The 26175-nt window shown below is 60.0% G+C and carries 27 protein-coding genes; 10 read left to right on the forward strand and 17 right to left on the reverse strand.

The features are described 5' to 3' along the window. Positions 1 to 105: 105 nt before the first annotated feature. The gene (locus IV89_RS14600) at positions 106 to 1032 is read right to left on the reverse strand and encodes an MYG1 family protein (RefSeq protein ID WP_037943215.1); all 927 of its coding nucleotides are present in this window, start codon (positions 1030 to 1032) and stop codon (positions 106 to 108) included. A 130-nt stretch (positions 1033 to 1162) separates the two neighbouring features. Beyond that, positions 1163 to 1474 carry an ETC complex I subunit gene (locus IV89_RS14605; protein ID WP_005851432.1) on the reverse strand — a complete coding sequence of 104 codons (312 nt, stop codon included), beginning with the start codon at positions 1472 to 1474 and terminating at the stop codon, positions 1163 to 1165. Positions 1475 to 1614: 140 nt separating this feature from the next. On the opposite strand from IV89_RS14605, the gene IV89_RS14610 reads away from it, so the two are divergent. Together IV89_RS14610 and uvrB are read left to right on the forward strand one after the other, a co-directional pair. After that, positions 1615 to 1899, forward strand: coding sequence for a hypothetical protein (locus IV89_RS14610; RefSeq protein ID WP_037943213.1), 285 nt, complete (start codon positions 1615 to 1617; stop codon positions 1897 to 1899). Between the two features lie 100 nt (positions 1900 to 1999). Next, a complete protein-coding gene (gene uvrB, locus IV89_RS14615) occupies positions 2000 to 4216 on the forward strand; it encodes an excinuclease ABC subunit UvrB (RefSeq protein WP_037943211.1) in 2217 nt (738 codons plus the stop codon). A 9-nt stretch (positions 4217 to 4225) separates the two neighbouring features. On the opposite strand, the gene IV89_RS14620 is transcribed toward uvrB, so the two are convergent. Beyond that, positions 4226 to 4411 carry a DUF3008 family protein gene (locus IV89_RS14620; RefSeq protein ID WP_005851426.1) on the reverse strand — a complete coding sequence of 62 codons (186 nt, stop codon included), beginning with the start codon at positions 4409 to 4411 and terminating at the stop codon, positions 4226 to 4228. Between the two features lie 167 nt (positions 4412 to 4578). On the opposite strand from IV89_RS14620, the gene IV89_RS14625 reads away from it, so the two are divergent. After that, positions 4579 to 4833 carry a hypothetical protein gene (locus IV89_RS14625; RefSeq protein WP_005851424.1) on the forward strand — a complete coding sequence of 85 codons (255 nt, stop codon included), beginning with the start codon at positions 4579 to 4581 and terminating at the stop codon, positions 4831 to 4833. A gap of 73 nt (positions 4834 to 4906) precedes the next feature. On the opposite strand, the gene IV89_RS14630 is transcribed toward IV89_RS14625, so the two are convergent. After that, positions 4907 to 5185 carry a hypothetical protein gene (locus IV89_RS14630; protein WP_005851422.1) on the reverse strand — a complete coding sequence of 93 codons (279 nt, stop codon included), beginning with the start codon at positions 5183 to 5185 and terminating at the stop codon, positions 4907 to 4909. Positions 5186 to 5340: 155 nt separating this feature from the next. On the opposite strand from IV89_RS14630, the gene IV89_RS14635 reads away from it, so the two are divergent. Both IV89_RS14635 and IV89_RS14640 read left to right on the forward strand, forming a co-directional pair. Further along, positions 5341 to 5526 (forward strand): PLDc N-terminal domain-containing protein, encoded by a 186-nt coding sequence (locus IV89_RS14635; RefSeq protein ID WP_005851419.1) that lies wholly within the window; start codon positions 5341 to 5343, stop codon positions 5524 to 5526. Between the two features lie 125 nt (positions 5527 to 5651). Continuing rightward, complete coding sequence (locus tag IV89_RS14640) at positions 5652 to 6326, forward strand: hypothetical protein (RefSeq protein ID WP_037943209.1); 675 nt, start codon at positions 5652 to 5654, stop codon at positions 6324 to 6326. On the opposite strand, the gene IV89_RS14645 is transcribed toward IV89_RS14640, so the two are convergent. From IV89_RS14645 to IV89_RS14655, 3 genes are all read right to left on the reverse strand, one after another. Then, entirely contained in the window at positions 6323 to 8611 is a 2289-nt protein-coding gene (locus IV89_RS14645; protein WP_037943208.1) for a glycosyl hydrolase family 28-related protein, read from the reverse strand. The genes IV89_RS14640 and IV89_RS14645 overlap by 4 nt on opposite strands. A gap of 160 nt (positions 8612 to 8771) precedes the next feature. Continuing rightward, positions 8772 to 9185, reverse strand: coding sequence for a DUF4864 domain-containing protein (locus IV89_RS14650; protein WP_037943207.1), 414 nt, complete (start codon positions 9183 to 9185; stop codon positions 8772 to 8774). A 62-nt stretch (positions 9186 to 9247) separates the two neighbouring features. Then, entirely contained in the window at positions 9248 to 10828 is a 1581-nt protein-coding gene (locus tag IV89_RS14655) for a lysine--tRNA ligase (protein WP_009826010.1), read from the reverse strand. 119 nt (positions 10829 to 10947) lie between these two features. On the opposite strand from IV89_RS14655, the gene IV89_RS14660 reads away from it, so the two are divergent. Further along, positions 10948 to 11370 (forward strand): tellurite resistance TerB family protein, encoded by a 423-nt coding sequence (locus IV89_RS14660; RefSeq protein ID WP_037944901.1) that lies wholly within the window; start codon positions 10948 to 10950, stop codon positions 11368 to 11370. Between the two features lie 15 nt (positions 11371 to 11385). Here IV89_RS14660 and IV89_RS14665 read toward each other — a convergent pair whose 3' ends face one another. Continuing rightward, positions 11386 to 12897 (reverse strand): D-alanyl-D-alanine carboxypeptidase, encoded by a 1512-nt coding sequence (locus tag IV89_RS14665; RefSeq protein ID WP_037943205.1) that lies wholly within the window; start codon positions 12895 to 12897, stop codon positions 11386 to 11388. Between the two features lie 88 nt (positions 12898 to 12985). Between IV89_RS14665 and IV89_RS14670 the strand changes: the two genes are divergently transcribed. Then, positions 12986 to 13810 (forward strand): DMT family transporter, encoded by an 825-nt coding sequence (locus tag IV89_RS14670; RefSeq protein ID WP_037943203.1) that lies wholly within the window; start codon positions 12986 to 12988, stop codon positions 13808 to 13810. Here the strand turns inward: IV89_RS14670 and IV89_RS14675 are convergent. The 3 genes from IV89_RS14675 to IV89_RS14685 form a co-directional block, all read right to left on the reverse strand. Next, positions 13775 to 14404, reverse strand: a complete 630-nt coding sequence (locus IV89_RS14675) for a nicotinate-nucleotide adenylyltransferase (RefSeq protein WP_081858767.1) — start codon at positions 14402 to 14404, stop codon at positions 13775 to 13777. The genes IV89_RS14670 and IV89_RS14675 overlap by 36 nt on opposite strands. Before the next feature lie 77 nt (positions 14405 to 14481). Further along, positions 14482 to 16035 (reverse strand): alanine/glycine:cation symporter family protein, encoded by a 1554-nt coding sequence (locus IV89_RS14680; protein WP_037943199.1) that lies wholly within the window; start codon positions 16033 to 16035, stop codon positions 14482 to 14484. Between the two features lie 11 nt (positions 16036 to 16046). Next, positions 16047 to 16487, reverse strand: coding sequence for a universal stress protein (locus IV89_RS14685; protein ID WP_005851399.1), 441 nt, complete (start codon positions 16485 to 16487; stop codon positions 16047 to 16049). A 368-nt stretch (positions 16488 to 16855) separates the two neighbouring features. Between IV89_RS14685 and ettA the strand changes: the two genes are divergently transcribed. Then, positions 16856 to 18511: an energy-dependent translational throttle protein EttA gene (gene ettA / locus IV89_RS14690; RefSeq protein ID WP_005851397.1), complete on the forward strand. Its 1656-nt coding sequence runs from the start codon at positions 16856 to 16858 to the stop codon at positions 18509 to 18511. Positions 18512 to 18610: 99 nt separating this feature from the next. On the opposite strand, the gene IV89_RS14695 is transcribed toward ettA, so the two are convergent. Continuing rightward, a complete protein-coding gene (locus IV89_RS14695; protein WP_037943198.1) occupies positions 18611 to 19570 on the reverse strand; it encodes a response regulator transcription factor in 960 nt (319 codons plus the stop codon). A 395-nt stretch (positions 19571 to 19965) separates the two neighbouring features. Between IV89_RS14695 and IV89_RS14700 the strand changes: the two genes are divergently transcribed. Further along, complete coding sequence (locus IV89_RS14700) at positions 19966 to 20172, forward strand: cold-shock protein (protein ID WP_005851393.1); 207 nt, start codon at positions 19966 to 19968, stop codon at positions 20170 to 20172. A 136-nt stretch (positions 20173 to 20308) separates the two neighbouring features. After that, complete coding sequence (locus tag IV89_RS14705) at positions 20309 to 20860, forward strand: L,D-transpeptidase (protein WP_005851389.1); 552 nt, start codon at positions 20309 to 20311, stop codon at positions 20858 to 20860. Positions 20861 to 20962: 102 nt separating this feature from the next. Here IV89_RS14705 and IV89_RS14710 read toward each other — a convergent pair whose 3' ends face one another. The 5 genes from IV89_RS14710 to hydA all read right to left on the reverse strand — a co-directional run bounded on the left by IV89_RS14710 (position 20963) and on the right by hydA (position 26121). Beyond that, positions 20963 to 21952: an ABC transporter substrate-binding protein gene (locus IV89_RS14710; RefSeq protein WP_005851387.1), complete on the reverse strand. Its 990-nt coding sequence runs from the start codon at positions 21950 to 21952 to the stop codon at positions 20963 to 20965. 47 nt (positions 21953 to 21999) lie between these two features. Continuing rightward, positions 22000 to 22839 carry an ABC transporter permease gene (locus IV89_RS14715; RefSeq protein ID WP_037943197.1) on the reverse strand — a complete coding sequence of 280 codons (840 nt, stop codon included), beginning with the start codon at positions 22837 to 22839 and terminating at the stop codon, positions 22000 to 22002. Further along, a complete protein-coding gene (locus IV89_RS14720; protein ID WP_009826002.1) occupies positions 22836 to 23702 on the reverse strand; it encodes an ABC transporter permease in 867 nt (288 codons plus the stop codon). Before IV89_RS14720 ends, IV89_RS14715 begins: the two co-directional genes overlap by 4 nt. Positions 23703 to 23771: 69 nt before the next feature. Next, a complete protein-coding gene (locus IV89_RS14725) occupies positions 23772 to 24554 on the reverse strand; it encodes an ABC transporter ATP-binding protein (RefSeq protein ID WP_005851381.1) in 783 nt (260 codons plus the stop codon). Between the two features lie 106 nt (positions 24555 to 24660). Beyond that, positions 24661 to 26121: a dihydropyrimidinase gene (gene hydA, locus IV89_RS14730; protein ID WP_037943194.1), complete on the reverse strand. Its 1461-nt coding sequence runs from the start codon at positions 26119 to 26121 to the stop codon at positions 24661 to 24663. Positions 26122 to 26175: the final 54 nt, after the last annotated feature.

The following is a 26175-nucleotide window of genomic DNA, read 5'->3' on the forward strand; positions in this document are numbered from 1 at the left end:
GCGTCACGCCCCCCGATGGCTGAACGCGCAGTGTAATCGCGCGTGCCACGGGGGCAAGCCGGAACGCAGACCAAAGGCAGGCGACAAAGAGGCCTGCCGGGCGGGTTACGCCGCCAGCGCTTCCTTCACCGCAATGTCAGCCATCTGCAAAATCGCCTCGCGGCTATCGGCGACGGCGATAAAGCGGCCGTTGTGGCAGAACTTTGCCCCTTTGACGCCTGATGCTTCCTCAAGCGCGGCGTCTTTTTGACCCGCCCAAGCCACCGGAAGATCAGCGCGGTTCTCGAACGTATCATCCCCCAACCGGATCGTTGTCAGCGTCCATTCCTCGCCGCGCGGGTGGATGACGAACAGCAGATGATCCGCCCCCGCCTTCACCACGGCCCCGCGAAACGGCATGCCCATGGGCAGGTCCAGCACATGGCCCTCGCCCGCAGCATCAATGGCGGTCATGACCATCGCTTCGGCGCGGAACTTGGCGGCTTTGCGACGGATCGACGCTTCGACAAAGGCGCGCGCAATGGGCAAGGCGGCGGCAAAGGCGCGGTCGTCCACGCCTTCCTCGCGGTCATCGAAGACGGGTTTCAGGCTTTCCAACAGCGCGGGCAAGGTCAGACCGGCAAACAGCGGCCCCGCCTCTGACGCGTTGACGGCACCATTATCCAGCAGGTCGATCGGCAGAACAAACCCGCGATCGAAACTGTCGTGGATGGCATTCACATCCGCCTCGGGCACGTCGAGCGCGCGCAGATAATCATGCCCGTAGTGCGCCCAGATCAGCCCGAAAGAGCTATAGGGCTGCCCGTCTTCACGCAGCGGATTGGGACGTTGATGGTGATCGAAAATCCCTGCTTCGGCATCAAAGTCACCGCCCACGTCGTAGATGATGCGCCCCTCGGCCGGTGTGATCAGCGCCTTGTCGCGGCTGCGCAGCACCGTGGCGTCGGGAAACAGCCGCGTCAGGATGACAGAGGATAGGAGTTCATCCGCATGAAAACCGCCTGAGTGGGTCACGAGTTGGGTGATCGTCATGTTTCTGTACCTTTGCGCATCTGTTCAGCAGGTCGAAATGAAAACGGGCGACCGTGCGAGGGGCCGCCCTGTGAATATGTATCGCTCACACCGCCCGTCACGGGCCTAGCATAAGAAAACGTAGAAAGAGTTAATGCGTCCAGGCCCCGCGACGCCCTGTGGCGAAATTCTCGCCATAGCCGCCGGCGCGGACATTTGCGCGGCGTTTGTTGGGGTCTTGCACCAGCGCGTCGATATTGTGATCGCGGGCGTATTCCACCGCTTCTTCCTTGGTGGCGAACTGCAAACGCACCTGCGTTTGCGTGTCCTTCGACGAGGTCCAGCCCATCAACGGGTCAATCTCGCGCGCGTGCTCTGGGTCGAATTCCAGCAACCAGACACGGGTTTTGGCCGTGCCAGAGGACATGGCAGTTCGGGAAGGCTGATAAATACGCGCGCGCATAGCTGAATCTCCGCTGTGATCAGGCGGTTTATCAGCCAAATACGGCCAAGGATCAAGGCATCACAGTGATTTGTGCCGAATTCGCGTTACATATGCTGCGGCGCAGCATAGACTGACTTCATGCAATCGGAGCACCTCTCATGACCCCCCTGACCCTGATGACGCTCAATGCCAAATTCGCCAAGCTGATGATCGACACCCAAGCCGTTATGACGCTTAGGCTTTTGGGGATGGCCGGTGCCCTTCCCCAGACCCGCGGAGAGAACGCCCGCATGGTGAATGAAAAAGGCCCCGCCATGGCCAAAGCCTATCAGGCGGCCACCAAAGCCGCCTTTGCCGGGGGCACGCCCGACCAGATTTTCTCGGCCGCGATGGTGCCGGTCAGCAAAAAGGTCCGCGCCAACCGCAAGCGACTGACCAAATAAGCCTGCGACGAAAGCGACATATGCGCGTCGCGCAAGGCTCAGCCCCTTGAACCCGCGCGAAAACATGACACCTTAGGGAACACCCCCAAAGGACGATGTTATGGCCTACGCCCACTCTGACAGTCTGCCCGAGCGCAAAGACGCCTATCTTGCCAATCCCGCGCCCAACGTGCGCGAGCGCCCCAAGCTCGAGGGCGGCAAGAAGTTCAAGCTGGCGACCGAATTCGAACCCGCAGGCGACCAGCCCACGGCGATCAAGGAACTGTCCGAAGGGGTGCGGTCGGGCGAACGCGATCAGGTGCTGCTGGGGGCCACGGGGACAGGCAAGACGTTCACGATGGCCAAGGTGATCGAGGAAACGCAGCGCCCCGCGATCATCCTCGCGCCGAACAAGACGCTGGCGGCGCAGCTTTACGGCGAATTCAAAGGGTTCTTCCCCGACAACGCCGTGGAATATTTCGTCTCATACTACGACTATTACCAACCCGAAGCCTATGTCGCGCGGTCCGATACTTTCATCGAGAAGGAAAGCCAGATCAACGAACAGATCGACCGAATGCGCCACTCTGCCACGCGGGCGCTGCTGGAACGCGATGACGTGATCATCATCGCGTCGGTGTCGTGCATCTACGGGATCGGCTCGGTCGAGACCTATGGCGCGATGACGCAGGACCTCAAGACCGGTACCAATTACGACCAACGCCAAGTGATCGCGGACCTGATCGCGCAGGCCTATAAACGCAATGACGCCGCGTTCCAGCGCGGCACCTTCCGCGTGCGCGGCGACAGCCTTGAAATCTTTCCGGCCCACCTTGAGGACCGCGCATGGCGTCTGTCCTTCTTTGGCGAAGAGCTGGAAAGCATCACCGAATTCGACCCGCTCACCGGCGAGAAGACCGGCAGTTTCGACCAGATCCGCGTCTATGCGAACAGCCACTATGTGACGCCGAAACCAACGATGAACCAAGCGGTGATCGGCATCAAGAAAGAGCTGCGGATGCGGCTGGACCAGCTTGTCGCCGAAGGAAAACTGCTGGAAGCGCAACGGCTTGAACAGCGCTGCAACTTCGACATCGAGATGCTTGAAGCCACCGGCGTCTGCAACGGGATCGAGAACTATTCGCGCTATCTCACGGGCCGCGCCCCCGGAGAGCCGCCCCCCACGCTGTTCGAATTCATCCCCGACAACGCGATTGTCTTTGCAGACGAAAGCCACGTCTCCGTGCCGCAGATCGGCGGGATGTACAAAGGCGACTACCGACGCAAATTCACGCTGGCCGAACACGGGTTCCGCCTGCCCTCCTGTATGGACAACCGCCCGCTTAAGTTCGAGGAATGGGATGCTATGCGCCCGCAGTCGGTCTTTGTCTCGGCCACCCCCGCCGCGTGGGAAATCGAACAATCCGGCGGTGTGTTTACCGAACAGATCATTCGCCCCACCGGCCTGATCGACCCCAAGATCGAGATTCGCCCTGTCGAGATGCAGGTTGACGACTTGCTGGACGAGGTGCGCAAGGTCGCCGCCGACGGCTATCGCACGCTCTGCACCGTGCTGACCAAACGCATGGCCGAAGACCTGACCGAATACATGCACGAACAGGGCATCCGCGTGCGCTACATGCACAGCGATATCGACACGATCGAACGCATCGAAATCCTGCGCGACCTGCGGCTTGGCGCTTTTGACGTGCTGATCGGGATCAACCTTCTGCGCGAAGGCTTGGACATTCCCGAATGTGGGCTGGTGGCGATTCTCGATGCGGATAAGGAAGGGTTCCTGCGCTCGGAGACCTCGTTGATCCAGACCATCGGGCGGGCCGCGAGGAACGCCGAAGGCCGCGTGATCATGTACGCCGACCGCATCACCGGCTCGATGGAGCGTGCGATTGGCGAAACCGACCGCCGTCGCGCCAAGCAGCTGGCCTATAACGAAGAACACGGGATCACGCCGACAACGGTCAAGAAGAACGTCGATGATATCCTCGCCGGTCTCTACAAAGGCGATGTGGACATGAGCCGCGTCACGGCCAAGATCGATAACCCGCTCGCGGGCGGCAACCTGCAAACCGTGCTCGACGGGCTGCGCACCGATATGCGCAAAGCGGCCGAGAACCTCGAATTCGAAGAAGCCGCACGCCTGCGCGACGAGGTCAAGCGGCTCGAATCCGTCGATCTGGCCATCGCCGACGATCCGATGGCGCGTCAGTACGCTGTCGAAAAAGCCGTCGATGACGCGCAAAAGGCGTCGGGCCGATCAACCGGCGGTCGCGGCGGGATGCGCGGTGGCAAATCCCGCTACGGCGGCAAAAAACGCTAGTCGGCGCGTCTAGTCATCCACCTCGTCCGGCAACCCGTCATGGTCGGTCGAGGCCATCTCCTCCAGCTCGTCCTCCGACATGCTGTCGTACATATCTTTCGACGCGCCTTGCAGATCCTTGACCTTGGTCTCGCCCCGCTTGGCAGACAGGGCTGCACCGGCGGCGCGTTGTTGGGCTTTCGATTGGGCTTTCATCGCTGTCTCCTGTCAGTTGGATGTAGCGGCACAACCCGTCCAACCGCCCGCAGTTCCCCTGCTACAGCTTGGCGCATAATTATTTTCATGCGCCCGTTGCAAGGTGATTGCTTTGCACCCGCACCCACCCCACATTCGGAGTCTGCGCTTTATCCGGAGGATCCCAAATGCGCCTGATCGCCCTTGCTACACTGGGCCTGACCGCCCTCTCTGCCCCCGCCTTTGCCGATGAGACAACCGGCACGATCCTTGCCTATGACCGCCTTGCCAATATCATCGTCCTGCAAGACAAATCATCCTGGACGCTGGATGCCAAAACCCTTGTCCCGTCCGATCTGATGGCCGGCGATAAGGTCACGCTGACCTTCGCCTCCGACGGCGACAACGGTGCGAAACCCGCGACCAAGCTGACCCGCAACTAAGCCCTATCCCATAACTAAAGCGCCCCCTGACCAAATCAGAGGGCGCTTTCTGCGTTCAAACTATCAAACGATATCAGTCACCTGCGGGCGGAGTAACCTCAACGCCGGGGACGGTGATCGTTTTCTCTTCGGTAGTCACTTCAACGTCCGGAACTTCAACGTCGACCTCTTCTTCAGTCACGGAAACCGAACCGGTCTGTGCGTCAAACTCGGGCAGGTTGCCGCCTTCGACGGACACATCAACATCCGGCAGCGCGCCTTCTTCAGTCTGATCGATATCGATGAAAAAGATCGCGAATGCGATCACCAGAATTGCGGCAAGGCCTGCGATTACTGCTGTAGAGGTCTTCATAGTATTTCCTTCCAAATTCACTTGCCGTTCTAGGCGATGCAAGGGCAACTCGGCGAAGCGGGAAATGGTTCCAGTAACATTTTCGGGAACATCTGGGCCGCGCGGGAAGTTGTGAACCCAGACAGTAATGCAGATTACAACCCAGGAGCTTTACAATGGAATTCGGTCTTCTCGGACTCATTATCCTGATCGCAGACATCTACGCGATCTATCAAATCTTCACCTCCGGCGCTTCGGGGCTTGCGAAAATCCTCTGGATTCTCGGCGTCCTGATCTTCCCGGTCGTCGGCTTTATCGTATGGCTGATCGCTGGCCCACGCGGCGGCAGCGTCAACGTCTAAGCGACGCACACAGGATTTGACAAAGGCCCGTAGCATTGCTGCGGGCCTTTTCGCATGCCGCCCCAAAGGTCTGTAAGTAATTTGTTAAGCATGACGCGCCAAGCTACCCGCCGAAAGGGTATCCCATGCGCTACTGGCCGATCCTTCTGCTTGGCTTACTGCAGCTTCCCACCCCTGCACAGGGCGGCGCGTGGCTGCGCGAAAAGGGCACGGGATTTACCTCCACCACGGTAAACGTCACGCGCAGCTACGACATTTCGGAAAGCACCTTCATGGAATATGGCGTGCGCGACGACCTGACCCTGGGGGCAGAGGTCGGCTTTCTCGCCAGTTCGATCGGCCTGCAATCGGGATTTGCGTCGGTCTTCCTGCGCCGCCCCTTAGGCCGCCGCGACCGCCCGAACGTCTGGTCCGCAGAGCTGGGGTTCGGCGCGGCATGGGTGGGGGATGCGGTCTACCCCAATGTCAAAGCGGGGCTGTCCTGGGGCCGCGGCTATACGCTGGGGCAGAAACACGGCTGGGTGACCATCGACAGCTCCCTCGCGTGGGACATCTACCTGCAAGAGCATCTCGCCAAAGTCGACGGCACCATAGGCATCAACTTCGGCGACCGGTTTTCGGGAATGCTGCAAATCTACTATGCCTCGACCTCTGCCGCCAGCGCCACCTCTGTCACGCCCTCTATCGTCATGCGCCCGCTGAAAAGCCGCCCCGATATCCGCTTCCAGATCGGGGCAGAGACGTTGATCAACGACACCTCCAACCCCGCGCTAAAACTCTCGCTCTGGCGCGAGTTCTAGCGTTTATCCATGCGCGCCTGCATAAAGATCGACCCTTTGACGCTGGTGCTCCAGACCAGATGCAGCAGATCACGATCCGCCCCCTGATCCGTCAGCACATAGGGCACGCTGTATTGCGCCACATTCGATCCGTTGCGCACCGGCCCATCCATCGTGATGCTATCCACCGCAATCGCCCACCCGCCGAACGGAAAGCGGTCGGCAATATCCACCACCCAGGTCTTGGCCAGACTGGCTTCGGTATGTTCAACCTGCACCGGGTTCGATACCGGATTATGGATGCCGTGGAACGAATTGCCCGTCATCTCGATATTGCGCATGCGCGAGAAATCCATATCGGCAAAGCTCGTGTCGATCCGTTCGACCCGATCAATGAACCCGTTGATGCTGCGGAAGCGGTTGTCGTTGATTGTCAGCCCATTGATCACATGACCCGCCCCATGGGGCTTGATCACGATATAGCTGAACCACGGGGCCACCTCGCCCGACAGAAAGATATTACCGCTGATCGACAGGGAGCTGAAAGAATACTCGCTGCTGTAGTCCGGCGCGGGGTCTTGTTCATTGGTCCATTCGACAAAGCAATTGTCGATATAGTTCCCGCTGACCACGCTCGCCGTGTGCTGCGCCGCAAGGATCAACCCGGCAGAGCGGACGCCGTTCTTGACCGTATCCCCCTGAAAGAAGTGGTTCCCCGTGACGATATTATTCTGCCCCGCCAGCAGCGCAAAATGGCGAAAGCGCGTGGCACGGTTGTCGCGAATCTTGACGTCATTGGCGTTGCAGTTGATCGCGATCGTGGTCCGGTCCGGCACGTCCAGCGCATCCTCGGCGGACAGGAACTGGCAACGGTCCACGAACATCCCCTGACAGCCACCGCCGATCGACGTAATACCGCGATCCTTCGGGCGCGAGATAAAGCAGTCCCGCACATGGAAAATTGTCCCTGATGGCGCAAGGTTGATGGCGCTGGCCACGTTGTTGCACTGGAATTCGATGTCATCCAGAACGAATTTGCTCAGCTGGCTGTAGTTGCTGAAATCCAGCAGATACTGGAACCGCGTAAAGGTAAAATTTTGCGTCCCCGCCGCATCATACAAAGGCGCGTTCAGGGTAATCTCTTGCGTGGCGACGTTCTTGGCGCGCACATAGATCTCGCGCCCGACGCCATTGCCCGTGATCAGCGCCCCCACAGGCACATTCGCCACATTCACCACATTTGTCAGCTTGCGCGCATCCGAGGGCGAATAGCTGGCCTGCGAGGTCACCGTGACCGTATCCCAATCGCCATTCGTGGCCGCTTCAAACTGGCCGTTGCGGATCACCCGCCGCGTGGCATAGCTGCTGCGTTCGGGCGTCGCGGCCTGCATATCGATCGGGCCGGTCACGTTCACCTTGCGCCCGCCCAGATCCAGAGATTCATGATCCGCATTGTTCAGCAGCGCCTGAAACGCCTTGCGAAAGGCGATCTCTTCATTCCCGAAAGCCTCGATATAATTCGGCAGATCAAAGTTGCGCCGCAACAGCAGGATCGCGCTGGCGGGCATGATCACCGTCCCTTCAAACCGCGTCGGCGCGTCAAAGGTCACGTCCCCGTTCAGCAGATACGTCCCGCGCGGGATCAACACGCTGCGCCCCTGCGCATCCGCATTCGCCGCCACAAAGGCCGCCGTATCATCGGTGCTGCCATCCCCTACCGCGCCATAATCCCGCACATCCACCTGTGCCAGCATGTCCCGCAGGAAAACGCCCGTCACATCCTCGATCTGCAAATCATCAATGCGAACGACCCCGCCATTCTGCCCCGTCAGGTCCAGCCCGAAATGCCCATAGACCGGCGTATTGCCCCAGACCATATCGACCCCGCCGCGCAGCCCCGACCCGACAATCGCGCTGACCTCGACCACCTCGCCATAGCTGGTCAGCGTCACCGCCGGACCGGCCTCGACCAGCCCGCCCGCGCGGCTGCCATTGCCAAGCGCCGGATACCCCGCGATCCGCACCGACGGTAGATTCCCACTGATCGCCTTCACCCGCGCCGTGATCCGCAGATAACACCCCGGCAGAAGTGGCGTCTGTCCCATGTATCGCAGCTTTTGCGTGGATTGCGTTTTTATCAGCTCAAGCGCCCCGCCAAAGTCCTGATCCGCAGGGATAAACGCCGCATTTATGGCATTGGCATAGGTATCAGACCCCGCTGTGCCATCCCCGCTTGAATACACATCCAAGCCTTGCGCAAATGCCGCAGGTGTCAGTAGCAGACCGTCCGTGATTGCCTTATTCATCGTCATCCCCTTCGTCGGGTTGCGATGTCGCCCCCCATGAATTGCAAAACTCCGGCACTTGGCCGGCAGGGGGAAAGATTTATGCACAAAGGGTTAACCACGCCTAACCGCAGCGTACGCCGCAGGCAGTCACATGAGCGTGCCAAAGATGTCGCGCCGGTCAGGCAGAAACGCTTGGCGCATCCAGCAGTTGAACGGCGGCAATACGCCAGCCCTCGGGCGTCTCAACCATCTGATAATCCAGCAAATAGGTAAATCCTTTCAGGTCCGTGACCTGCACCTTCTGCCACTGCGCACCGGCGATCTCGCGCAGATCCAGAAACCGCACCTCGGCATGTTTCCAGACCATCGGATAGCCCGTGGTCACCATACGTTTAAAATTTTCCGAAGACTGAAACATCATCTGCAGATTGGGGCTCGCATATGCGAAGGCACCCTCGAAATCATCTGCCTTGAAAGCCTCGAACTGGCCGCTGATCGTGCTTTCGATATCCGCCTGCTGCGCCGTGGCACCAAGTGCCGTCGCAAAGGTCAAAACCATCCCGAAAAAGGCCGAAAGAACCGCGCCACGCATGAGAATGCTCCCTATGATGTGTTGAACTTAACCTAAGCCACGCACATCATAGGGCAATAGTTTCACGCCGTGGTCAGCTTGCCCGCCAACGCGTCGTCGATCAGGGCGACCGTTTCATCCACGCCATACAGCGCGATAAACCCACCGAAACGCGGACCTTGGCTGGCGCCCAGCAACACTTCGTAAAGCGCGGTGAACCAGTCGCGCAGCGGGTCGAAACGCTCTTTCCCGACGGCGAAAACCATCGTTTGCAATGCCTCGGCATCCAGCCCGCCGTCCCATGTTTTCAGCTGGTCCCGCAGGTCTTCCAAAGCTTCCCGCTCCAGCTCGGAAGGGGCGCGGAACACTTTGGCGGGCTTCACGAAATCATTGTAATAGCGCACCGCATGCTCGGCCGCCGCATCCATACCGGGGTTGCCTTCGGGCGTCGCATCCGGCGCATACCGCTGGATAAAGCCCCACAGTTGCGACTTGTCCTCGGCCGAGGAGACCGACGCGAGGTTCAGCAACATCGAGAACGGCACAACCATATCCGACTTGGGCACATCGCCCCCGTGGATATGCCAAACGGGGTTATTCAGCTTGCCCTTGTCGTCCTGCGTTTCATAGGCGCGCAGCTGCTGGTGGTATTCGTCGACCGCCTTGGGAATCACGTCGAAATACATGCGCTTGGCCGTCTTGGGCTTGAGGTACATGAAATACGACAGCGATTCCGCGCTGGCATAGGTCAGCCATTCGTCGATGGTCAGACCATTGCCCGAAGATTTGGAGATCTTGTGCCCGTCCTGATCAAGGAACAGCTCATAGGTAAAATGCTCGGGCGGGCGGTTGCCCAGAATACGGCAGATCTTGTCATAGATCGGCGTGTTGGTGCTGTGGTCCTTGCCGTACATCTCAAAGTCGACATCAAGGGCGGCCCAACGGGCGCCAAAGTCGGGCTTCCACTGCAACTTCACATTGCCACCGGTCAGCGGCAGGGTCATTTCGGTGCCATCTTCATCGTCGAAGGTGATCGTGCCTTCCTTGGCGTTGACCGCTTTCATCGGCACATACATTACCCGCCCCGTTTCAGGGTGGATCGGCAGGAAGATCGAATAGGTCTGCCGACGCTCCTCGCGCAGCGACTTCAGCATCACTTCCATGATCTCGTCATACTTTTCAGCAGCGCGCAAAAGCACCTCGTCGAACTTGCCGGAGCCGTAGAATTCCGTGGCAGAGATAAACTCGTACTCGAACCCGAAGGTATCCAGAAAACGCCGCAGCATCGCGTTGTTATGCGCGCCAAAGCTGTCGTATTTGCCGAAAGGATCGGGCACCGATGTCAGCGGGCGCTGCAGATGTTCTTCCAATGCGGCGGGGTCGGGCACGTTACCCGGCACTTTGCGCATCCCGTCCAGATCGTCGGAAAAGCACACCAGCCGCGTCGGAATGTCGCTGATCTGCTCAAATGCGCGGCGGATCATCGTCGTGCGCGCAACTTCGCCGAAGGTCCCGATATGCGGCAGACCCGACGGGCCATAGCCGGTCTCGAACAAGACGTATCCCTTCTCGGGGGCCTTGTTTGCATAGCGTTTCAACACCCGACGTGCTTCCTCGAACGGCCACGCTTTACTGGTTAGGGCTGCTTCACGCATCTGCGACATGTCATCAATTCCATCATTTTCACCCCGCACCCAATGCGCGCAGGCAGCCCGTACCTATTGCGTCCCCGTAGGCCCGTCAATAATCTGCAGATCAACGGAATGACCGAACGGAAATGCGCATGAATGACGACACCTCCCTCACCCTCAGCGCGCAGGATTGCCTTGTCGCCGTGATGATCGCGGTTTCCGCATCAGACGAGGACATCCGCACCACCGAATTGCTCAAGATCCAGACGGCTGTAAACATGCTCCCCGTCTTTTCGGGCTATGATGTAGACCGCATCAGCTCTGTCAGCTCGATGGTGTTCGACCTGTTCGAACAGGAAGACGGGCTGGACGCCCTGTTCGGCCTGATCAAGGGCGCGCTGCCCGACCGGCTGAACGAAACGGCCTATGCGCTGGCCTGCGATGTGGCCGCGGCCGACGGTACGTTGGACGAAGCCGAATTACGTCTGCTGGAAGAAATCCGCTACGAGCTTGACCTCGACCGCCTGCACGCCGCCGCCATCGAACGCGGTGCCCGCGCCCGTCACGTCAAATAGGCCACGACACCGCGATCAAAGAGAGGCCGAATCCGCAGCCACATGGAACGCCCCCCAGCGTTCGATCAGCCCTTGCTGCAACCGTTTGGAGCGCCCGTTCCAAGCCCGCCCCCCCTCGGGGCGTTCGCGCTGCGCGCGGGTCAGGGTGGCGCGACGAGGCATATCGGCGGTGAACACGGCAAAGGCCATCACCCGCCCGTCCGGTGCCGTCAGATACCCCGCCAAGGCCGAGACAAAGTTCAACGTGCCGGTCTTCGCCTCCACTTTGATCGGGTGATCCTGCACGGGCCGCCCCTTTGAATCGCGCAGGGAAATCGACTTGAGCAACGGTTTCAATGTGCCCGATCCATAGACCCGTACCAGCGCCGTCACCATATCCTGCGCGGTCACGCGGCTGTCTTCGCCCAGCCCCGAATGGTCCACCAGCGCGGGTGCATCCATGCCCAGATTGGCCTTGGCCCACACGTTCATCTCTGCCGCAGACGCGCGCAGGGACGCGGGCGTGCCCGTGCGGTAAACCGTGGCGGACAGCCCCGCCATCTCTGCGATCAAGTTATTGGAATACTTCAACATATCGCGCAGGATATCGCGCAGCGGCGCGCTGGAACGGGTCACCAGCACCTCGCCCTCGGGCAAGCTGGTGATCAACGCCATGTCGCGCAGACGGATGCCCTGTGCCCCCGCCAATGTCTTAAAGATATCGCCCGCATACAGTCCCGGCTTGCGCACCGGCAGCCAGCGCGCCCCCCCATTGCCCAAGGCGCTTTTCGCGACGCTCCAGTCATCGCGGGTGCCTGCGTCACGATAGGCAAAGACCGGCGCACTGCGGTCGCTGATCTCCATCGCGGCCATCGCCACGTCAGGGCGATAAGACCCCGACCGCCCGTCCATCAGCACCGAATAGCTGCCATTCTCGCGCTTCCATTCAAAGTGGACGCGGTTAAAGTTCAGCGCCAGCCCCGACACAGCGGGGTTATAGCCCACATGATCCGGCTGATCCGCATCAATCAACGGGAAGACCGGCAGGCTGCGTTCGTAAATTTTCAACCCGCCTTTGACGCCGATAATGCCCGCCGCCTTGAGGTCATCGGCCATTTTGGCCAGCCCGTCCGTATCCAGCGTCGGATCGCCCCCGCCCACAAGGATCAGATCGCCCTGCACTTCGCCGTCCACAATGCCACCGGTCGCCATGATGCGCGTCTGAAACTGATGCGCCGCGCCCAAGGTATCCAGCGCGTAAAGCGCGGTAATCGCCTTGGTCACGCTCGCCGGGGGCATCCCGTCAAGCGGGCCGTTCTGTTCCAGCACCGCACCGGTTTCCGCATCCGCCAGACTAAAGGTCACAGCCCCGTTCAACCGCGCCTTGTCGATCAGCTCTTGCGCCGAGGGGATCGCCTGCCGGAACAGATCGTCCCCGCGCAACACGGGACGCAGCGATTGAGTTGGCGGTGCCGCAAAGGCCGCCGGAGCCGCAACAGCCGCCGCAGCGGTACTCAGAAACAAACGACGGGATAAAACAGTTTTCATGGGGCGACTTAAACCTGACAGGACAGAGCGACACAAGCGCTTGCAAATCACATTTTCATGGGCGGGGGCCCATGCTAACTGACAAAACATGCAACGCGTTATTTTGATCATGTTTGTCGCCATGTCACTGATTCCCGCAGGCGACAGCGCGGGCAAGATCCTGACCTCACAGCTTGGCGTGGCCCCCGTTTTTGTGGCGTGGTCGCGGTTTGCCATCGGGGCGCTGCTGCTGGTGCCCTTCGCCCCGCCGCAAACGCGCGCCCTGTTCGGCAACTGGCGCATCTGGGTCCGTGCCGCCATCCTGTGCGGCAGCATCACCTGCATCCAGACAGCACTGGTGACCGAGGACGTGGCCAATGTCTTTGCCGCCTTTTTTATCGGTCCGCTGCTCAGCTATGTGCTGGCCGCGCTCTTCCTGCGCGAGGCGATATCGCTTCAGCGCAGCGCGTTGATCGTAGCGGGGTTTCTGGGGGTGCTGGTCGTGGTCCGACCGGGGCTTGAACCCAGTGCGGGGCTGCTTTGGGCGCTGACCGCGGGGACGCTTTATGGCGTGTTTCTCACGATGTCGCGCTGGCTGTCGCATCTGGCCCCGCCCCTTGCGCTGACCTTCAGCCAGCTGGTGATCAGCGGGCTGCTGCTTTTGCCTCTGGGGCTGGTCTATTTCCCGCCGCTGTCCGGCCCCGTCCTGGGGCTGAGCCTCGCAAGCGCGCTGTGTTCGATGCTGGGCAACCTGCTGATGTTATACGCTTATCGCATGGCCCCTGCGACCAAGGTCGCGCCGCTGGTGTATCTGCAACTGCTGTCCGCCGTGGGGCTGGGGTGGCTGGTGTTCGGCGCATGGCCCGACGCCCTGACATGGGCCGGCATGGCGATGATCCTAGGGGCGGGTATCGCCTCTGCCAGATTGCGCTGACCATTTGCCCGCGGCCCGGATCGCGCTTGAGCTGACATCGACCATCGGGACGTTCACGAAACACCACGCGGGGGCCGGTGTCTGCCCCAAGAGCTGGCTTTGCCGCCCCGAAATCCGGTAGGGTGCATAAAGCGTCGCGGCGTGGCTCATCCGTGCCGATATGCGCTGGCCGGGCCGTGCAAGCACCCCCAGGGGCACAGTCTCCATGATCTGCCGCCAATCCTGCCACAGGTGGAACTGCGCCAGATTATCCGCCCCCATCAGCCAGACGAAGCGCACACCGGGATAGCGGGCCCGCAGCGCGGCAAGGGTTTGCGCGGTGTAGCGGGTGCCAAGATGGGCCTCGATATCCGTGACCTCGACCCGCGGGTGCTGCATCACCTCGCGCGCGCGGGCCAGACGGGACGCCATCGGGGCCGGCCCATGCGCCTTGAGCGGATTGCCCGGGCTGACCATCCACCACACCCGATCCAGCCCGAAACGCTTGATCGCCTCGCGCGTGATATGGGCGTGACCCTCGTGCGCCGGATCAAACGACCCGCCAAGCAGCCCGATCACCTGCCCCGGGGGCGCATATGGAAATGGATAACCCAACGAAAACGGCCCCCGATATACATCAGGGGCCGAAAGAAGGGCAGCAACGCCCCTTTGTCAATCGCGTTATCCGAGCGTTAATCGACGAACTTCTTGATCTCGCCGGATTTCAAACGCGCGAAATAGCTCTTCATCTCGCGCTTCACGATCGGCATCAGGAAGTACAGCGCCGTGATGTTCACAACCGCCATCGCAAAGATCATCGCATCAGAGAAGTCGATAACCGCGCCCAGATTGGCCGCCGCCCCCACGATGATGAACAGGCAGAAGATCACCTTGAACACGATCTCTTTGGTTTTGCCTTCACCGAACAGATAGGTCCACGCCTTCAGCCCGTAGTAGGACCAGCTGATCATGGTGGAGAAGGCGAACAGGATCACCGCCAGCGCCAGCACATAGGGGAACCAGCTGAACCCGGTCGCAAAGGCAGCCGATGTCAGTTGAACGCCGCTTGACCCGTCGATGGTCTGGATCGCGGTGCCTGCGTCATTCAGGATGAAGCGGCCCGTTTCGGGGTCCATCACCAGCACGCCAGAGATGGTGATCACCAGCGCGGTCATCGTACAGATGACAACGGTATCGATGAAGGGCTCCAACAGGGATACGACGCCTTCGGTCACCGGCTCTTTGGTGCGCACGGCAGAGTGTGCGATCGCCGCCGAGCCGACACCCGCCTCGTTCGAGAACGCCGCCCGTTTAAAGCCCTGGATCAGCGCGCCAACCAGACCGCCTGCAACGCCCAGACCACTGAACGCACCTTCAAAAATCTGGCCAAAGGCCCAACCGATCTTGTCGTATTCAACGATCAGGATGATCAGCGCGGCACCAACATAGATCACGCCCATCAACGGCACGATTTTCTCGGTGACATTGGCGATGGATTTGATCCCGCCGACAATGACCGCAAAGACCACTGCGGCAAAGACGATGCCCGTGATCCAGCCAGGGTAGTCGCCGATGATACCGGACAGCTGCGCATGGGCCTGATTGGCCTGGAACATATTCCCGCCGCCCAAGGCACCACCGATGGTAAAGATCGAAAAGATCACCGCCAGCACCCCGCCCAAAGGCAGGCCGCGCTCCTTGAAGCCCTTTGTCATATAGTACATCGGACCACCGGAAACGGTGCCATCGGCGTATTCATTGCGGTATTTCACACCCAGCGTACATTCAGTGAACTTGGAGGCCATGCCCAGCAAACCGGCCAGGATCATCCAGAAGGTCGCCCCCGGACCGCCGATGCCCACGGCCACCGCGACGCCCGCGATGTTGCCCAGACCGACAGTCCCCGACAGCGCCGTTGCCAGCGCCTGAAAGTGGCTCACCTCGCCCGCGTCATCGGGATCGGAATAATCGCCTTTCACCAGCGAGATCGCATGCCAGAACGCTTTGACCTGAATGAAGCCGAAATACAGCGTAAACACCGACGCCGCGACCACCAGCCACAGCACGATCCACGGGAAGTTGGTGCCGGGTAGCGACATGAAGATCAGATTGACGAACCAGCCCGTCGAACCCGCGAAGATATCATTGATGCGTTGATCCATGCCGACGGTTTCTTGTGCCGCGGCAACCATGGGCAAGGCAGAGACAGCAGTAGCCCCCGCACCCGTTGTCAGAAATTTTTTCATGATATGACCTTTCAAGGAATGATCGTCAGAGGCACGCGAGACGCCACAGCCAAGCGGCCGGTTACGCCGCCGAACATACGCTCTTTCAGGCCGCGCAGACCGACACGGCCCACCACGATCTGCTGTGCGCCGTGTTTCTTGGCCAGATCGTCCAGAATATCGGCCACATCGCCATGCTTCACGATGCCCTGAACGGTGACGCCGTCTTCGCTGACCTTCTTGACCGCCGGATCGACGATACGTTCGCGGGCCAGTGCCAGTTCCTCTTCGCGCCGTTTGTGGCGCTGGTCATTCTCTTCCGAGGTCTGGAAGCTGAATGGAGACCATTCAATCACGTAAACGAGCTTGAGCTCGCAATCGCCAATCAATTTGGCCTGTTTCGTTGCGAAATCCAAAGCGCGCGCCCCGGCTTCCCCCCCGTCCAGTCCAACAACAATAGTGGATGCTGTCATGTATTTGTCCCTTTGTGTATGACGCGGTCTTTTTGCGGCCGCGTTGTACCGGGGCGCTGAACGCACCCGGATTAGGCGAATATAAACGAGGTCCAAAATTTTTTTCGACTGAATTTCGCGTAAAATTCGGTCATTCGTCCCCAGTTCACCGCTCGAAAACGGTAAAAAGGGATAGTTATCGGAAAAACAGCCTTTGCCGCCCGCGCGATCCGCGCTTTGTGCGTAACGCCCCTGCGCCCTGTGAATCGCCCGGTAACGGACGGGGTTCAAAACCGCGGCACAGGCCTTATATATTGAATGTTTGCTCTTGCCCGCCTGTGGCGATATTGCACGTTCCAAACCGTATTCAGCTTATCCGAGGATTCTCAATGGCCGCCTATCAATATGTCTATCACATGTCCGGTGTCTCAAAGACCTACCCGGGCGGCAAAAAGTGTTTCGACAACATTAACCTGAACTTCCTGCCCGGTGTGAAAATCGGTGTGGTCGGCGTCAACGGCGCGGGTAAATCCACGCTGATGAAGATCATGGCTGGCAAGGACAAGGATTACTCGGGCGAAGCATGGGTCGCTGAAGGGGCCAAGGTCGGCTACCTGGAACAGGAACCCTATCTGGACCCCGCCCTGACCGTGCGCGAAAATGTCATGCTGGGCGTGAAAGCCAAGAAGGACATTCTGGACCGCTACAACGAACTGGCGATGAACTATTCCGACGAGACAGCCGACGAAATGGCCGCCTTGCAGGATCAGATCGACGCGGAGAACCTCTGGGATCTCGACAGCCAGATCGACGTCTCGATGGAAGCCCTGCGCTGCCCGCCAGACGATGCCGATGTGACCAAACTGTCCGGTGGTGAAGCCCGCCGCGTGGCGCTGTGCAAGCTGCTGCTTGAAGCGCCCGAAATGCTGCTGCTTGACGAACCGACCAACCACCTGGACGCGGAAACCATCGCTTGGCTGCAACAGCACCTGATCGACTATAAGGGCACGATCCTGATCGTCACCCACGACCGGTACTTCCTGGATAACATCACCAGCTGGATTCTGGAACTCGACCGCGGCAATGGCATTCCCTACGAGGGGAACTATTCCAGCTGGATCGACCAGAAAGCCAAACGGCTTGAACAGGAAGCCCGCGAGGACAAGTCCAAGCAAAAGACACTGTCGCGCGAATTGGAATGGATGCGTCAGGGGGCCAAGGCCCGTCAGGCGAAATCCAAAGCGCGGATCAAGTCCTATAACGAAATGGCCGACAGCTCAGAGCGCGAGCGCCTGACGCGCGCCCAGATCGTTATCCCCAACGGTCCCCGTCTGGGCAACAAGGTGCTTGAGGTAGAGGGGCTGTCCAAAGCCATGGGCGACAAGCTGTTGATCGAAAAGCTGGATTTCTCTCTGCCGCCAGGCGGGATCGTCGGCGTGATCGGCCCCAACGGCGCGGGTAAATCGACCCTGTTCAAGATGATCACCGGCCACGAACAACCCGATACCGGCACGATCGAGTTGGGGAATACCGTTGATCTGTCCTATGTTGACCAGTCGCGCGATGACCTGAACCCTGATGACAACGTCTGGCAGGCCATTTCGGGCGGGGCCGAGATCATCAAGCTTGGCGATGCCGAAGTGAACTCCCGCGCCTATTGCGGCGCCTTCAACTTCAAGGGCGGTGACCAGCAGAAGAAAGTCGGCCTGCTGTCGGGCGGTGAACGCAACCGTGTGCATATGGCACGTCTGCTGAAAGAAGGCGGCAACGTGCTGCTGCTCGATGAACCTACCAACGATTTGGACGTTGAAACCCTGCGCGCGCTCGAAGACGCGCTGGTCGATTTCGCGGGCTGCGCCGTGGTCATCTCGCACGACCGTTTCTTCCTTGACCGGATTTGCACGCACATCCTCGCCTTTGAAGGCGACGCGCATGTTGAATGGTTCGAGGGCGGCTTCTCTGACTACGAAGAGGACAAGAAGCGTCGTCTGGGCGAAGACGCCATGGAGCCCAAGCGCATGAAGCACAAGAAATTCTCGCGCTGATCTAGGCAAAAGCTTCAAGAAAAAGGCCCCCGCAGGAAACTGCAGGGGCCTTTTTATGTGTCGGTCAACGCGCCGCAGCGACGCGGCACGGGTTTGCCGTTACAGCCCGTCGGCCAGTTCCGTATAGCCATCGGTGCGGTCGGTGCTGGTGCTGTCGGGCACCGTTTCACGGCCCAGAAAATCGCGCAGCGTGTTGCAGGCAGACAGCCCCGACCACAGCCGCTGGTTCGACACCAGCTTGACCGTGACATCGGCGCTGAAATCCCCGCCGATACGTGCGGCGGTGCCATCATGGGACAGGATGTCTTCGATGTCTTTCTGTATCTCTTCGGGCTTGATCCGGTGGCGGCCCATCACGGTGCCCACGATGATCCCCTCGCCCGCATAGCCCATAAAGCATTTCTCATGCGCCAGCGCCGCGACCGTGGCCTGCGCGACCAAGCCCATCTGGCGACAGAACTCAGCCGGGCTTGCGGCCTCGAAGATATTGCGGATCTGCGGGAGTTTGACCGCAAAAAGGCTCATGGCATAGCAGCCTTCGGGCAGACGCAGCATGTGGTTTTCGAACCCGTGCAGATCGTCGACGCCGACAACGTTCAGATCAAAGCTTTCCTCGACCCGTACCTTCATCAGGCCCGACAGCTCCGCCAGCGTATGCGCGGCCTCGCGTTCACGGCGCAGGCTGTCGCTGAGCATGCCCGCCATGTTGATACGCGCGCCCAACTCGATCCCGTTCAAGGGCTTGAAGATGAAATCCGTCGCCCCGGCGCGGAAGGCGGTGTCCATCAGATCATGTTTCCGGCTGCCGGTGATCATGATGATCGGCGCACTTTTATAGGCCTGCATATTGCGGATGTCGTCACATAGGGTGATCCCGTCAACGCCGGGCAGCATGATATCCAGCAAGAAGCAGTCAAAGCTTGCCCCGTGTTCGTCGATCTTGGCCAACCCATCCTCGGCCGAGTCTGCACAGACCAGATCGAACCCCAGCGACGGCGTCAGACAGTCGCGCAACAGGTCAAGAATGGTGGGATCGTCATCTACGGCTAGGATTTTCATACGGTGGCTCACTCGTTGTCGTGTCGGCAGAAGGGGGACTGGTTAAATTCTCTTATGGCTCGGAGCAAAATCGCAGATAAATCTGTCAGCAGTTAGGCAATTTCGGCCAATCCGTTAACCCTTTGCCCCGCTGCCTCTGCCAATGCACGTTAGGGTTTCGCCTTGCCCCTCCGAAGAATACGGCGCAAATGTGCCGGAATCAGCAAGGATCGGCCTGTTTTTCAAGGCCCATTGACAGCCCCTTGCGCGAATCCCCACGACCTGCCATATCCGAATGGCTAACGTTATTCTTTTTCGACCAACTGTCTCCCTCATACGGCGTTCAGACTTCGATCCAGACCGACAACGCCAAGCCATCGCACGACGCGGATGGCATACTAGAGGAGACTACGGATATGGCCACTGGCACCGTAAAATGGTTCAACACAACAAAAGGCTTCGGCTTTATCGCACCCGATGGCGGCAGCAAAGATGTATTCGTACACATCTCCGCTGTTGAGCGCGCAGGCCTGACCGGTCTGGCCGACAACCAGAAAGTGACATTCGACATCGAAGCTGGCCGTGACGGCCGCGAATCCGCGTCGAACATCGCACTGGCATAAGCCATGCAGGGCCTTAGGCCCGCAGGATGAATTTGCCGGCTGACCCTCACGGGACAGCCGGTTTTTTTATGTCCTCAGGGTTGCCAAACACAACCCAAGGGGCAAAATACCGTCATCACATCCTAAAGGAGCCCCCATGCGCCGCCGTCAGTTTATCGCAGGTTCTTTGGCCGCCCTCGCCTTTCCCCACGCGCTGTTTGCCGCGGGTGCCGCTTATGACCCCACACCGCAAATGGTTTCGATCAAACCACAATATGCCGTGGGCGAGCTGCTGATCCTGCCCCGCAGCCACTACCTGTATCTGGTGACCGCCCCCGGTCAGGCCATGCGATACGGCGTGGGCGTCGGCAAGGCGGGGCTGGAGTTTACCGGCACCGCGACGATCGACGTCAAAAAGGAATGGCCCACCTGGCGCCCCACGGACGAGATGATCGAACGAGAGCCCAAGACCTATGCGCGGTTCATCGGCAATACCGACGCGCAACCCGGTGGCCCGTCCAATCCGCTGGGGGCGCGCGCGCTCTATCTGTTCCAGAATGGCCGCGATACATATTTCCGCATCCACGGCACCACCCAACCCAGCAGCATTGGGCGCTCTGTCTCGAACGGGTGTATCCGCATGCTGAACGAACACGTCAAAGACCTGTACCAACGTGTGCCCATCGGCACCAAAGTCACGGTGCTGTAACGCCGCTGGCTTTATTCATCACGCAAAAGGGGCTGGCATCGCTGCCAGCCCCTTCGCATTTCTGCACCGTATCGGGGACGTGTCCCCTTAGTTCAGCGCGCCTTAGTTCAAGGCTTTGTCGGTGATCGCATGGGTCCATGCGCCCGACGGCTCTACCGTGATGACGGGGTCCGACCCACCGGACAGCAGCGATTGCACGGTCCGCTCGTAATCCGCCTCGTCCAGCGCGCCGTTGCTGCCTGCGGTCAGCTTGGCCACTTCGCCCATCATGCGTTTCTGATGCTCTTCGGTTTGCGCACCCGAGGCATCGTTGTCCAACACGATTTCCGCCGCTTCATCTGGGTTTTCCTCGGCGTATTTCCAGCCCTTCATAGAGGCCCGCACAAAGCGCACCATCTTGTCCTCGAACGCCGGATCGGCAAGGTTCTCTTCCAGCGCGTAAAGCCCGTCTTCCAATGTGGCAACGCCCTGCTCTTCGTATTTGAACACGTTCAGATCATCCGGCGTCAGACCTGCGTCGATCACCTGCCAGTATTCATTATAGGTCATGGTCGACACGCAGGCGGCCTGATTTTGCAGCAGCGGATCCACGTTAAAGCCTTGTTTCAGCACGGTCACACCATCCTCACCGCCTTCGGTGGGCAGCTCAAGCTTGCTCATCCAGCTGAGAAAGGGGAATTCATTGCCAAAAAACCAGACGCCCAACGTCTTGCCCTTGAAGTCATCCGTGGTCTCGATCCCGGCATCCTTGCGGCAGGTCAGCATCATGCCCGAGGATTTGAACGGCTGCGCGATGTTCACCATCGGCAGACCCTTCTCGCGCGCGGCCAATGCGGCGGGCATCCATTCAACGGCGACATCGGCACCACCACCGGCCAGCACCTGTGTCGGCGCAATGTCTGGACCGCCCGGCTTGATCGTGACGTTTAGATCTTCTTCGTCATAGAACCCTTTGTCCTGCGCCACATAATAGCCCGCGAACTGCGCCTGCGTGACCCACTTCAGCTGAAGCGTCACATCATCCGCCGCTTGGGCCATGGTCCCCATCAGGCCCACAGCGGCCCCGGCGACATATGTTGATAGTTTTTTCATTTTTATATCTCCCTCTTGGTTGGTTGGTCGTCTTGGTTAGTTCCGCGTTAGTTCCGCTGGCTCGGATGCCAAAAGGTCACCCGCCGTTCAAACAATGACATCGCGCCGTAGAATGCGGACCCGGCAATCGCCGCGACAACAATCTCGGCCCAGACCAGATCAAGCGCAAGCTGGCCCACCGAGGTAGAGATCCGAAACCCCATCCCCCGCACAGGAGAGCCGAAAAATTCAGCAACAATCGCCCCGATCAGGGCAAGGGTCGTGCCGATCTTCAGCCCATTGAACACGAAAGGCATCGCGGCAGGCAAGCGCAGCTTGAACAGCGTCGCCCAATAGCTGGCCGCATAGGTCCGCATCAGATCGCGCTGCATGGCGTCGGTGGCTTGCAAGCCCTGCACCGTGTTCACCAGCATCGGAAAGAACACCATGACCACGACCACGGCGGCCTTGGACTGCCAGTCAAAGCCGAACCACATCACCAGAATCGGGGCCATCCCGATCACCGGCAGCGCGGCCACAAAGTTCCCCACCGGCAAAAGCCCCCGTTGCAAAAACGGGAAACGGTCAATCGCAACGGCGATCAAAAAGGCCGCACCACAGCCCAGCACATAGCCCGACAACGCGCCCTTCAGCACGGTCTGCACGAAATCCACCCAAAGGATATCAAGCGATGACACCAGCCGCAGGGCAATCAGCGACGGCGCAGGCAGCAAGACCTGCGAAATCTCGAGCCCGCGCACAATGCCTTCCCAGACAGCGATCAGCGTCGCGCCAAAAACCAAGGGCGCTGCAAGGGACACCCAGCGGGCCGGCCGCAATCGCGCCAACCGGATGTTGACCCACATGCCAAAGGCCCAGGCCACTGCGGCAAAAACCAGCCAGATCATCGCGCCATCCCCATCCGTTTCAATGTCACACGCTGGATCAAGCCGATGATCCCCACCAGCAACGCCGCCAGGGCCGCCGCCATGATCAACGCGCTCCAGATCTGGATCGTCTGGCCATAGTAGCTGCCAGCCAACAACCGCGCCCCCAGACCCGCCACGGCACCCGTTGGCAGCTCACCGATGATGGCCCCCACCAGCGACGCAGCCATCGCGATCTTGAGCGAGGTAAAGAAATACGGCATCGACGCAGGCAACCGCAGCTTCCAGAAGGTCTGGCCCGCACTGGCATGCCAGGTGCGCATCTGGTCCAACTGCATCTGATCAGGGCTGCGCAGCCCTTTCACCATGCCGACAACGACGGGGAAGAACGACAGATACATGCTGATCATCGCTTTCGGCAGCAGCCCCGACACGCCCACGGCGTTCAGAACCACAATGATCATCGGCGCAATCGCCAGAATGGGAATGGTCTGGCTGGCGATCACCCAAGGCATCACCGACATATCCATCACCCGGTTGAACACGATCCCCACCGCCAGCAAGACGCCCAGCAAGGTGCCCATGCCAAAGCCCAGCAGGGTCGCGCTGAGCGTGATCCAGGAATGATAGACCAAGGACCGCTTCGACGTGACTTTCTTCATCACGGTCGTGTCCCAGATCTCTGACGCGACCTGATGCGGCGCGGGCAGTTTGGGCTTTTTCTGCGCCCAGGTATCCGCGACCAAAGACGTGGCGGTCACCGTCTCGCCCGACCGTGTGGCCTTGTCATAGGTCCAGTCCGCATTCAGCCAGACCGCCGCCGCATACCACAGCGCAAACAAGACCCCGACCACAGTCAGGACAGGCAAGAAGCTCGACCTCATCGCGCGCCCCCCTGCTTCCAGATGGTCCGAAAATCCTCCCCGAAGGGCCGGGCTGCAGCAGGCGCGCGATCAATCATCCGCATGCCCTGCCCGCAATCCTTCCCGCACCCGATGCGCGATCTCCAGAAACTCGGGCGTTTCGCGAATGTCCAAGGGGCGCTCTTTCGGCAAAGGGCTGTCGATGACATCTGCAATCCGTCCGGGGCGCGGGCTCATCACCACGATCTTGGTGCTCAGATACACCGCCTCCGGGATGGAGTGGGTGACAAAAGCGATGGTCTTTTGCGTGCGCGCCCACAGACGCAACAGCTGTTCATTCAAATGGTCGCGTACGATCTCGTCCAACGCGCCAAAGGGTTCATCCATCAGCAAGATATCCGCATCAAACGCCAGCGCCCGCGCGATAGATGCCCGCTGCTGCATCCCACCCGACAGCTGCCAAGGGAACTTGCGCTCGAACCCTGCCAGCTCGACCAGCTCCAACACTTGGCGAACCCGCGCTGCCTGATCCGCCTTGGAATACCCCATGATTTCAAGCGGCAGCCGGATATTGCCGCCAATCGTCCGCCAAGGATAAAGCCCCGCCGCCTGAAACACATAGCCATAGGCCCGCGCCCGCCGTGCCTCGGCAGCACTTACGCCATTCACCGTGATCTCGCCCCCCGTGGGCTGCTCCAGGTCCGCCATACAGCGCAGGAACGTCGTCTTGCCGCAGCCCGACGGCCCGATAAAGCTGACGAAATCGCCTTTCTCGATATCAAGCGACACGTCTTTCAGCGCATGCACGGGGCCGTCGTTGGTTTCAAATGTCAGGGATAGATTCTGGGCCGAGATCACGGGCGCGGTGCTCATAAGCTGCGTCCCTCTTCTGCCGTACAACGTGCTCGCATCTATGCTGGCCTCTTTCTTCTTCAGGGCAGCGCGGCGCAACCGCCGCGCTGCGTTGATAGTCCCGCGTTCAGATCCCCGCAGGGATGTTCAGCGGATCGCGTTTGATCAGTTTCGGCGCAGTCAACTCTTTCCACTTGCTCAGCGCAAGGTTGGCCGACGGGAAAGCAGGCCGCGGCACAAAGCGCCCGCGTCCGGGGTTGGGCTGCGAGTTCTGCCCCCAGGCCCAGATCACCTCGCCACGGCTCAGGGTATAGCGCGCCTGTGCCTTGACCTCGAAGCCTTCAAAGACGTTGTAATCCAGAATGGAGTGGTGGTTCGCCGTCGAAATCGTCTTGCTGATCTTGGGATCCCATACCACGATATCCGCGTCGGCCCCTTCGACAATCGCGCCTTTGCGCGGATAGATATTCAGAATCTTCGCCACATTGGTCGAGGTGGCAGCGACGAATTCATTCGGCGTCAGACGGCCCGTCTCCACCCCTTCGGTCCAGAGCACCGCCAGACGTTCCTCCAGCCCGTTGGACCCGTTGGGGATGATGCGGAAATCATCGCGGCCCGCGCGTTTCTGCTCGGTCGAAAACGCAGCGTGATCCGTGGCAACCACCTGCAGCGATCCCGACTGCAAGCCCGCCCATAGACTGTCCTGATGGTCCTTGGACCGGAAGGGCGGCGACATGACACGGCGTGCGGCATGGTCCCAATCTTTGTTGAAATACTCGCTCTCGTCCAGGGTCAGGAACTGGATCAGCGGCTCGCCGTAGACCCGCATCCCCTTTTGCCGCGCACGGCGGATCGCTTCGTGGGTCTGCTCGCAAGAGACATGCACGATGTAAAGCGGCACGCCGGCGGCATCGGCAATGGTGATCGCGCGGTTGGCGGCCTCGCCCTCCAGTTCGGGCGGGCGGGAATAGGCATGCCCCTCCGGCCCCGTGATCCCCTGATTGAAATACTTCTCCTGCAAGGCCGCGACCAGATCGCCGTTCTCGGCATGGACCATCGGCAGCGCCCCCAGTTCGGCACAGCGCTGGAAGGACGCGAACATCTCGTCATCCTCGACCATCAAGGCCCCTTTATAGGCCATAAAGTGTTTGAACGAATTCACCCCCATGTCGACGGCGTCTTTCATCTCGTCAAAGACATTCTCGTTCCAGCCGGTGATCGCCATGTGATAGCCGACATCCGAACAGATCTGCGGCGCGGATTTGCGGTGCCATTCGTTGATCGCGTTCTTGATCGACCCGTCCGCCCCCGGCAGACAGAAATCGACGATCATCGTGGTCCCCCCCACGGCCGCGGCCCAGGTGCCTGTCTCGAATGTCTCGGCCGCTGTGGTGCCCATAAAGGGCATCTCCAGATGGGTATGGGGATCGATCCCGCCGGGGATGACATAGGCCCCTTCGGCGTCGATATATTCGTCGCCCACCAGATCCTCACCGATCTGCTTGATGATCTCGCCCTCGATCAACACGTCTGCTTTCCAGGTGCGATCCGCCGTGCAGACCATGCCGCCCTTGATAACCTTGCTCATCTGTCCTCTCCCCTATCTGTCTTCCAAATGGTCCAAATCCCGGGGGTCTGGGGG

Origin of the sequence: Sulfitobacter sp. CB2047, assembly GCF_000735125.2 — a bacterium.
In the GTDB taxonomy this organism is placed as follows: domain Bacteria; phylum Pseudomonadota; class Alphaproteobacteria; order Rhodobacterales; family Rhodobacteraceae; genus Sulfitobacter; species Sulfitobacter pontiacus.

Excerpts from the sequence above, each read along its gene's own strand:
- IV89_RS14600 (WP_037943215.1), bottom strand. The coding sequence starts at position 1,032 with ATGACGATCACCCAACTCGTGACCCACTCAGGCGGTTTTCATGCGGAT.
- IV89_RS14605 (WP_005851432.1), bottom strand. The coding sequence starts at position 1,474 with ATGCGCGCGCGTATTTATCAGCCTTCCCGAACTGCCATGTCCTCTGGC.
- IV89_RS14610 (WP_037943213.1), top strand. The coding sequence starts at position 1,615 with ATGACCCCCCTGACCCTGATGACGCTCAATGCCAAATTCGCCAAGCTG.
- uvrB (WP_037943211.1), top strand. The coding sequence starts at position 2,000 with ATGGCCTACGCCCACTCTGACAGTCTGCCCGAGCGCAAAGACGCCTAT.
- IV89_RS14620 (WP_005851426.1), bottom strand. The coding sequence starts at position 4,411 with ATGAAAGCCCAATCGAAAGCCCAACAACGCGCCGCCGGTGCAGCCCTG.
- IV89_RS14625 (WP_005851424.1), top strand. The coding sequence starts at position 4,579 with ATGCGCCTGATCGCCCTTGCTACACTGGGCCTGACCGCCCTCTCTGCC.
- IV89_RS14630 (WP_005851422.1), bottom strand. The coding sequence starts at position 5,185 with ATGAAGACCTCTACAGCAGTAATCGCAGGCCTTGCCGCAATTCTGGTG.
- IV89_RS14635 (WP_005851419.1), top strand. The coding sequence starts at position 5,341 with ATGGAATTCGGTCTTCTCGGACTCATTATCCTGATCGCAGACATCTAC.
- IV89_RS14640 (WP_037943209.1), top strand. The coding sequence starts at position 5,652 with ATGCGCTACTGGCCGATCCTTCTGCTTGGCTTACTGCAGCTTCCCACC.
- IV89_RS14645 (WP_037943208.1), bottom strand. The coding sequence starts at position 8,611 with ATGAATAAGGCAATCACGGACGGTCTGCTACTGACACCTGCGGCATTT.
- IV89_RS14650 (WP_037943207.1), bottom strand. The coding sequence starts at position 9,185 with ATGCGTGGCGCGGTTCTTTCGGCCTTTTTCGGGATGGTTTTGACCTTT.
- IV89_RS14655 (WP_009826010.1), bottom strand. The coding sequence starts at position 10,828 with ATGTCGCAGATGCGTGAAGCAGCCCTAACCAGTAAAGCGTGGCCGTTC.
- IV89_RS14660 (WP_037944901.1), top strand. The coding sequence starts at position 10,948 with ATGAATGACGACACCTCCCTCACCCTCAGCGCGCAGGATTGCCTTGTC.
- IV89_RS14665 (WP_037943205.1), bottom strand. The coding sequence starts at position 12,897 with ATGAAAACTGTTTTATCCCGTCGTTTGTTTCTGAGTACCGCTGCGGCG.
- IV89_RS14670 (WP_037943203.1), top strand. The coding sequence starts at position 12,986 with ATGCAACGCGTTATTTTGATCATGTTTGTCGCCATGTCACTGATTCCC.
- IV89_RS14680 (WP_037943199.1), bottom strand. The coding sequence starts at position 16,035 with ATGAAAAAATTTCTGACAACGGGTGCGGGGGCTACTGCTGTCTCTGCC.
- IV89_RS14685 (WP_005851399.1), bottom strand. The coding sequence starts at position 16,487 with ATGACAGCATCCACTATTGTTGTTGGACTGGACGGGGGGGAAGCCGGG.
- ettA (WP_005851397.1), top strand. The coding sequence starts at position 16,856 with ATGGCCGCCTATCAATATGTCTATCACATGTCCGGTGTCTCAAAGACC.
- IV89_RS14695 (WP_037943198.1), bottom strand. The coding sequence starts at position 19,570 with ATGAAAATCCTAGCCGTAGATGACGATCCCACCATTCTTGACCTGTTG.
- IV89_RS14700 (WP_005851393.1), top strand. The coding sequence starts at position 19,966 with ATGGCCACTGGCACCGTAAAATGGTTCAACACAACAAAAGGCTTCGGC.
- IV89_RS14705 (WP_005851389.1), top strand. The coding sequence starts at position 20,309 with ATGCGCCGCCGTCAGTTTATCGCAGGTTCTTTGGCCGCCCTCGCCTTT.
- IV89_RS14710 (WP_005851387.1), bottom strand. The coding sequence starts at position 21,952 with ATGAAAAAACTATCAACATATGTCGCCGGGGCCGCTGTGGGCCTGATG.
- IV89_RS14715 (WP_037943197.1), bottom strand. The coding sequence starts at position 22,839 with ATGATCTGGCTGGTTTTTGCCGCAGTGGCCTGGGCCTTTGGCATGTGG.
- IV89_RS14720 (WP_009826002.1), bottom strand. The coding sequence starts at position 23,702 with ATGAGGTCGAGCTTCTTGCCTGTCCTGACTGTGGTCGGGGTCTTGTTT.
- IV89_RS14725 (WP_005851381.1), bottom strand. The coding sequence starts at position 24,554 with ATGAGCACCGCGCCCGTGATCTCGGCCCAGAATCTATCCCTGACATTT.
- hydA (WP_037943194.1), bottom strand. The coding sequence starts at position 26,121 with ATGAGCAAGGTTATCAAGGGCGGCATGGTCTGCACGGCGGATCGCACC.